This window comes from Roseovarius halophilus (ex Wu et al. 2025) (assembly GCF_047086965.1).
In genome coordinates, this window is sequence record NZ_JBKOTX010000254.1 from 1 (window position 1) to 6794 (window position 6794).

Sequence of the window (6794 nt, forward strand, 5' to 3'; positions counted from 1 at the left end):
CCAGGCCGAGGCGCGCGGGCTGGACGGGCCGCTGGTCTGGGCGGCGGGCGAAGGCTGGCACCCCGGCGTGGTGGGCATCGTCGCCTCGCGGCTCAAGGAACGCACCAACCGCCCCGCCATCGTCATCGGGCTGGAGGGCGACGCGGGCAAGGGATCGGGCCGATCCGTCACCGGTGTCGATCTGGGCGCGGCGATCCAGAGGCTGGCCGCCGAGGGGCTGCTCCTCAAGGGGGGCGGGCACAAGATGGCCGCGGGGCTGAGCCTGGCCCGCGACAAGCTAGAGGTGGCCATGTCACGCCTGTCCGACCTGCTGGCCCGGCAGGGCGCCGACCGGCTAGGCCCCGCGGACCTCACGCTCGACGGGCTGCTGATGCCGGGGGCCGCCACGGTCGAGCTGGTCGAACAGATCGAGCAGGCCGGCCCCTTCGGCGCGGGGGCGCCGGCGCCGCGCTTTGCCTTCGCCGATTGCCGGATCCTCTTTGCCAAGCCGGTGGGCACCGGCCACCTGAAGGTGACCTTCGGCGACGGGCTGGGCGCAAAGGTCGAGGCCATCGCCTTCGGTGCCATGGACGGGCCGCTGGGCGCCGCGCTCACATCCCACGACGGGGCGCGCTTCCACCTTGCCGGGCGGCTGGAAATCAACACCTGGCAAGGCCGCCGCAGCCCGCAGTTGCGCCTCGAGGATGCCGCGCCAGCCCATTGAAAAAAAGCGCACGAATCCTCTTGCGTCGCCTCGGGGGTTTTTCTAAACACCGCCTCACTGCAAACGTGGCCCGTTCGTCTATCGGTTAGGACGCCAGGTTTTCAACCTGGAAAGAGGGGTTCGATTCCCCTACGGGCTGCCACCAATTCCTGATTTATGGTAAAGCCCCAAGGTGACACTCCGGCGGAGTGCCAGTCTGCTGGGTGTGGTCCACCGTTTTCGGGATCCTGTCGGGAACTTGGCGTGCCGCCAAGGCGTTTCTGGCCAAGATTACCCGCTCCGCCTGCGCCGTCTCTCACGATCCATTGTGTGACTGGTGATGGCCTTGGTCTCGGACGGGCAGATACCGCATCGCGGTTCAACCCCGCGTCGCCACGCGCTCTGCGTCTTGTGTGCCGATCAAGTCGCGCGCCGGCCCTGCACCAACCTGACCCGGGGCGGGCAGGTTATCCCGACCTGCCCGTCACTCGCCCTGGCCCACACCCTTGAACACCCATTTCAGCGGAAAGGCCCAGAGCACGCCCAGCCCGACGTAGATCGCCAGTTCCGCCCCCATCGGCGGGCGCGTCAGGGGGTCGGGCCAGAGCCAGTTCACCACGGTCACGCAGGCCACGATATAGACCGGCAGACCCACCACGAGGATCAGCAGCGACAGGCGCTTGCGGGTTTTGAGCGACAGGGCCAAGGGGGCCTCCTCAGTCGGCGAAGGGGTCGGTCACCAGAATGGTGTCATCCCGTTCCGGCGAGGTGGAGAGTAGCGCCACCGGGCATTCGATCAACTCTTCCACCCGGCGGACGTACTTGATCGCATTCGCGGGCAGGTCGGCCCAGCTGCGCGCGCCCTCGGTGCTGTCCTGCCAGCCCGGCAGCTCCTCGTAGACCGGCACGCAGCGCGCCTGCTTGTCGGCGGCGGTGGGCAGGTAGTCCAGCCGTTCGCCGTCCAACTCGTAGCCGGTGCAGATCCTGAGCGTCTCGAACCCGTCCAGCACGTCAAGCTTGGTCAGCGCGATGCCGGTCACGCCGGACGTGGCGCAGGTCTGGCGCACGAGGGCCGCGTCGAACCAGCCGCACCGGCGCTTGCGCCCCGTGGTGGTGCCGAACTCATGACCCCGCTCGCCCAGACGCTGGCCGTCGGCGTCGTCCAGTTCGGTCGGGAAAGGCCCCTCGCCCACGCGGGTGGTATAGGCCTTCGCGATGCCCAGCACGTAGTCGATGCTGCCCGGGCCGACGCCGGTGCCCGTGGCCGCCTGCCCCGAGATCACGTTGGATGAGGTGACATAGGGATAGGTGCCGAAGTCGATGTCCAGCAGCGCCCCCTGCGCCCCTTCGAACAGGATGCGGCGGCCCGCCTTGCGCTTGTCGTTCAACACCTTCCAGACCGGCCCGGCAAAGGGCAGGATCTGCGGGGCGATCTCCTTGAGCTGCGCGATCAGCGCGTCGCGGTCGATGGCCTCCAGCCCCAGCCCGCGGCGCAGCGCGTTGTGATGGACCAGCGCCCGATCGACGCGGGTTTCCAGCGTCGCATCATCGCCCAGGTCGGCCACGCGGATGACCCGGCGGCCGACCTTGTCCTCGTAGGCCGGGCCGATGCCGCGCCCCGTCGTGCCGATCTTGGCCACCGAGTTCTGGTTCTCGCGCGCGCGGTCCAACTCGCCGTGGAACGGCAGGATCAGCGGCGTATTCTCGGCGATCATCAGCGTTTCGGGCGTGATCTCGACACCCTGGTCGCGGATCGTCGCGATCTCTTCCACCAGGTGCCAGGGGTCCAGCACCACGCCGTTGCCGATGACCGAGAGCTTGCCGCCCCGCACCACCCCCGAGGGCAGCGCGTGCAGCTTGTAGACCGCGCCGTCGATGACCAGCGTGTGGCCCGCGTTGTGCCCGCCCTGAAAGCGGCAGATCACCTCGGCGCGCTCGCTCAGCCAGTCGACGATCTTGCCCTTGCCCTCGTCGCCCCACTGGGCGCCGACCACGACCACGTTTGCCATCGGTTCAGTCCTTCGCGTTTGGAAACCCGCGCAGATATAGGCCAAGCCCGAGACCCGCGAAAGGGGCGAATGGGGTTGCGGGCGGGCGCTTTGGCTTCTAGATACGCGTCGTTGCGCAATCAAAGGCTCGCCCCATGCAGAACGTCGTTCTTGTCATCCACCTGCTGCTTGCCCTCACGCTGATCGGCGTGGTGCTGATGCAGCGTTCCGAAGGCGGCGGCCTGGGCATGGGTGGCGGTGGCGGCGGCGGCGGTGGCGGCCTCGTATCGGCGCGCGGCGCGGCCACGGCCCTGGGCAAGCTGACCTGGCTGCTTGCGGTGGCCTTCATCGGCACCTCGATCACCCTGACGATCCTCGCCGCGCGCGATGCGGCGGAAAGCTCGGTCGTGGACGGCGCGGCCCCGGCCGAGGCCAGCGAGGACGGCACCACGGCCCCGACGATGGACGGCGACGCGCTGCTGCCGCCCTCGAGCGGCGGGTCCGATGGCGGGACGGGCGATGCCCCGCTGGTGCCAGACGCGAACTGATCGCCCGAAACGGCCACAACCTGTTGCGGGCGCAAGAGGCGCCCCAACATGATCTTGCGTGACCGGTTGCGTTCGCGGGGCGAATCCGGTTATTCTTAACTCCCGTGATGATGGGGCTGCCGAACGGCCCTGATCCTGACAATTCCGACGGTTCCACGGGGGCTTCCTGCATATGGCGCGCTATATCTTCATCACGGGCGGCGTGGTCTCGTCGCTTGGAAAGGGGCTGGCCTCGGCCGCACTTGGCGCGCTGCTGCAGGCGCGCGGCTTTTCTGTGCGGCTGCGCAAGCTCGACCCGTACCTGAACGTCGATCCCGGCACCATGTCGCCCTTCGAGCACGGCGAGGTCTTCGTCACCGATGACGGCGCCGAAACCGACCTCGACCTGGGCCACTACGAACGCTTCACCGGGGTCGCCGCACGGGGAACGGACTCGGTCTCGTCGGGGCGTATCTATTCCAACGTGCTGGAAAAGGAACGCCGCGGTGACTACCTGGGCAAGACGATCCAAGTGGTTCCCCATGTCACCAACGAAATCAAGGATTTCATCGGGATCGGCGACGACGAGGTCGATTTCATGCTCTGCGAGATCGGCGGCACCGTCGGCGATATCGAGGGCCTGCCCTTCTTCGAGGCGATCCGCCAGTTCAGCCACGACAAGCCGCGCGGGCAATGCATCTTCATGCATCTGACGCTGCTGCCTTACCTGGCCGCGAGCGGCGAGCTCAAGACCAAGCCGACCCAGCACTCGGTCAAGGAGTTGCAGAGCATCGGCATCGCGCCCGACATCCTGGTCTGCCGTTCGGAACAGCCCATCCCCGAGAAGGAGCGTGAGAAGATCGCGCTGTTCTGCAACGTGCGCAAGGACGCCGTGGTCGCCGCCTATGACCTGAATTCGATCTACGAGGCCCCGCTGGCCTACCACCGCGAGGGGCTGGACCAGGCGGTGCTGGACGCCTTTGCCATCCACCCCGCGCCCAAGCCCGACCTGCGCGTCTGGGACGACGTGGCCGACCGCATCCACAACGTGGACGGCGCGGTCAACGTGGCCATCGTGGGCAAATACACGCAGTTGGAAGACGCCTACAAATCCATCAAGGAGGCCCTGACCCATGGCGGCATGGCCAACCGGGTCAAGGTCAACGTCTCCTGGGTCGATGCCGAAGTCTTCGATCAGGACGACGCCGCCAACCACCTGGAGGGCTTTCACGCGATCCTGGTCCCCGGCGGCTTTGGCGAGCGCGGCACCGAAGGCAAGATCAAGGCCGCACAGTTCGCCAGGACCCGCGGGATTCCCTACCTCGGGATCTGTCTGGGCATGCAGATGGCCGTGATCGAGGCGGCGCGCAATGTCGCCGGCGTCACCACCGCCGGGTCCGAGGAGTTTGACCACGAGGCCGGCAAGAAACGCTTCGAGCCGGTGGTCTACCATCTCAAGGAGTGGGTGCAGGGCAACGAGAAGGTCAAGCGCAGGCACACCGACGACAAGGGCGGCACCATGCGCCTGGGCGCCTATGACGCCGTGCTGACGGAAGGCTCGCGGGTGGCCGGGGTTTATGGCACCAGTGGCATCGACGAACGCCACCGCCACCGCTACGAGGTGGACGTGAAATACCGCGACAAGCTGGAAGAGGCCGGGATGGTCTTTTCGGGCATGTCGCCGGACGGCCGCCTGCCCGAGATCGTGGAATGGCGCGAGCACCCCTGGTTCATCGGGGTGCAGTTCCATCCCGAGCTGAAATCCAAGCCCTTTGCGCCGCATCCGCTTTTCGCGGATTTCATCCGGGCGGCCGTGGAAAATTCGCGCCTGGTCTGAGCGGTTCCGCTCGTTTGCGCGCCCCGTCCGCCCGGGGGCGCGCGTGTTGGGGGGGCGCTGCCCCCCGTAGGGCAAGCCCGACTCCCCCCGCGGTATTTTTGACCCAAAGAAACCTGGCGCAATCGGGATGTTGCGGCCGGGCATGCCCCGAACCGAATGGGCGCGGTCGAGGTCATCGGCCAATTTTTTCTTGCACCCGGACCGGAGCGGCGCAGACTTGACGCACCGGATGTTGAAAGGACAGGTACCGCAATGCTGGAAAAACTGCTGGCCCGGTTGCACCTGGCCGATCCGCCCGAGACGCCCATGCCGCCGGCCGATGTGCAACACGCCCTGGGCGCCCTGCTGGTGCGGGTGGCCAAGGCCGACCGGACCTACCTGTTTTCCGAGATCCACGAGATCGACCACCTGCTGGCCGACCTCTATGATCTGAACCCCGTCGAGGCCGCCCAACTGCGCGCCCAATGCGAAAAGCTGGAAGCGGCCATGCCCGACACCGCGGACCTGGCACATATCCTCGAGGCCGGGATCGCCGCGCCCGAGAAAGAGGCCTTCGTGCGCGCGCTCTGGGCCGTGGCCTGCGCCGACGGGGTCCGCCACGAAAGCGAGCGCCAGGTCGTGGCCCTCGCAAGCGAGGCCCTGGGCATGGCGCCCGAGCGCGCCGAGGCCCTGCGCGACGCGCCTTGAGAAAGGCCCGGGCGTGACGGGGATTGGCCTCGGGCCGCGCGCGGCTTATATCGACGGAATGATAGCCGATCTTCTGCGCGCCCTGACCGCCCCGACCCCGCAGGCCATCCCGGCCGATGATTCGCACCTGGCCCTGGCCGCCCTGCTCGTGCGCATCGCGCGCTCGGACGGCATCTATGATGCCAGCGAGGTGACGCGCATCGACGCGGTGCTGCAAACCCGCTTCGCGCTGAGCCCTGAGGCCGCCGCCGAAATGCGTCGCGAGGCCGAGCAGGTCGAGGCCGAGGCGCCCGACACCGTCCGCTTCACCCGCGCCATCAAGGACAGCGTGCCCTACGAGGAACGCGAGGGCGTGATCGAGGCCCTGTGGGACATCGTGCTGGCCGATGGTGTCCGCGACCACGAAGAGGACGCGCTGCTGCGGCTTGTGGCGCCCATGCTGGGTGTGACCGACCAGGACAGCGCCCATGCCCGCCGCCGCGTCGAGGCCCGGCGGGGATAGCCGCGGCGTGATCGCCGCCCTGCCCATGTACGACCGGCCCGAGACGCGCGCCGCAACGGATCGGTTCTGGGGCCTGATCCGCGACAGGCTGGACGCGCGGGGCATCCCCGCCCCCACCCATCTGACCCGCGCGTGCGACCCCTGGGCGGTCTGGCAAGCGCCGGACCTGGTGCTGGCCCAGACCTGCGGCCTGCCCTACCGCGCGCGCCTGCGCGACAGCGTGACCCTGATCGGGACGGCCGATTTCGGCCTGCCCGACTGCGCGCCGGGGGACTACAACAGCGTGATTCTGGGCCGCACACAGACCCTGCCCGCCATGCCAGTGCTGGCCCTGAACGAGGCCCTGAGCCAATCGGGTTGGGCCGCGCTGGATCGGTTCTGCCATGACACCGGGCTGACCCATGGCGACATCGTCATGACCGGAGCGCACCGGGCCTCGGTCCGGGCGGTGATCGAGGGGCGCGCCGACCTGGCCGCCTGCGACGCCCAGACCTGGTGGCTCATGCAGCGGCACGACGACTGGGCGCGCGGCGCCGTCGAGATTGCGCGCACGCCGCCCACGCCCGGCCTG

At 68.3% G+C, this 6794-nt stretch carries 8 protein-coding genes and 1 tRNA gene; 7 read left to right on the forward strand and 2 right to left on the reverse strand.

The window, feature by feature from the left end; genetic code table 11:
• The coding region (locus tag ACH107_RS28605; protein ID WP_412509132.1) for a DHHA1 domain-containing protein at positions 1 to 703 on the forward strand (703 nt) is incomplete at its 5' end.
• A 67-nt stretch (positions 704 to 770) separates the two neighbouring features.
• Positions 771 to 845: transfer RNA gene (locus ACH107_RS28610), tRNA-Glu, on the forward strand.
• Positions 846 to 1166: 321 nt separating this feature from the next.
• Here ACH107_RS28610 and ACH107_RS28615 read toward each other — a convergent pair.
• Entirely contained in the window at positions 1167 to 1388 is a 222-nt protein-coding gene (locus tag ACH107_RS28615) for a DUF2842 domain-containing protein (RefSeq protein WP_310691380.1), read from the reverse strand.
• 10 nt (positions 1389 to 1398) lie between these two features.
• Entirely contained in the window at positions 1399 to 2691 is a 1293-nt protein-coding gene (locus ACH107_RS28620) for an adenylosuccinate synthase (protein WP_412509133.1), read from the reverse strand.
• A gap of 134 nt (positions 2692 to 2825) precedes the next feature.
• Here ACH107_RS28620 and secG point away from each other — a divergent pair, with 134 nt between their 5' ends.
• The 5 genes from secG to ACH107_RS28645 all read left to right on the forward strand — a co-directional run.
• Entirely contained in the window at positions 2826 to 3218 is a 393-nt protein-coding gene (secG, locus tag ACH107_RS28625; protein WP_310691377.1) for a preprotein translocase subunit SecG, read from the forward strand.
• Between the two features lie 172 nt (positions 3219 to 3390).
• Complete coding sequence (locus ACH107_RS28630; RefSeq protein WP_412509134.1) at positions 3391 to 5034, forward strand: CTP synthase; 1644 nt, start codon at positions 3391 to 3393, stop codon at positions 5032 to 5034.
• A gap of 252 nt (positions 5035 to 5286) precedes the next feature.
• The gene (locus ACH107_RS28635; RefSeq protein ID WP_412509135.1) at positions 5287 to 5721 is read left to right on the forward strand and encodes a TerB family tellurite resistance protein; all 435 of its coding nucleotides are present in this window, start codon (positions 5287 to 5289) and stop codon (positions 5719 to 5721) included.
• Positions 5722 to 5779: 58 nt separating this feature from the next.
• Entirely contained in the window at positions 5780 to 6223 is a 444-nt protein-coding gene (locus ACH107_RS28640) for a TerB family tellurite resistance protein (protein WP_412509137.1), read from the forward strand.
• The coding region (locus tag ACH107_RS28645; RefSeq protein ID WP_412509136.1) for a hypothetical protein at positions 6189 to 6794 on the forward strand (606 nt) is incomplete at its 3' end. The genes ACH107_RS28640 and ACH107_RS28645, both read left to right, overlap by 35 nt.

What these genes read in the sequence shown, in the direction of transcription:
- secG (WP_310691377.1), top strand. Translation starts at nt 2,826, where the DNA reads ATGCAGAACGTCGTTCTTGTCATCCACCTGCTGCTTGCCCTCACGCTG.
- ACH107_RS28635 (WP_412509135.1), top strand. Translation starts at nt 5,287, where the DNA reads ATGCTGGAAAAACTGCTGGCCCGGTTGCACCTGGCCGATCCGCCCGAG.
- ACH107_RS28630 (WP_412509134.1), top strand. Translation starts at nt 3,391, where the DNA reads ATGGCGCGCTATATCTTCATCACGGGCGGCGTGGTCTCGTCGCTTGGA.
- ACH107_RS28620 (WP_412509133.1), bottom strand. Translation starts at nt 2,691, where the DNA reads ATGGCAAACGTGGTCGTGGTCGGCGCCCAGTGGGGCGACGAGGGCAAG.
- ACH107_RS28640 (WP_412509137.1), top strand. Translation starts at nt 5,780, where the DNA reads ATGATAGCCGATCTTCTGCGCGCCCTGACCGCCCCGACCCCGCAGGCC.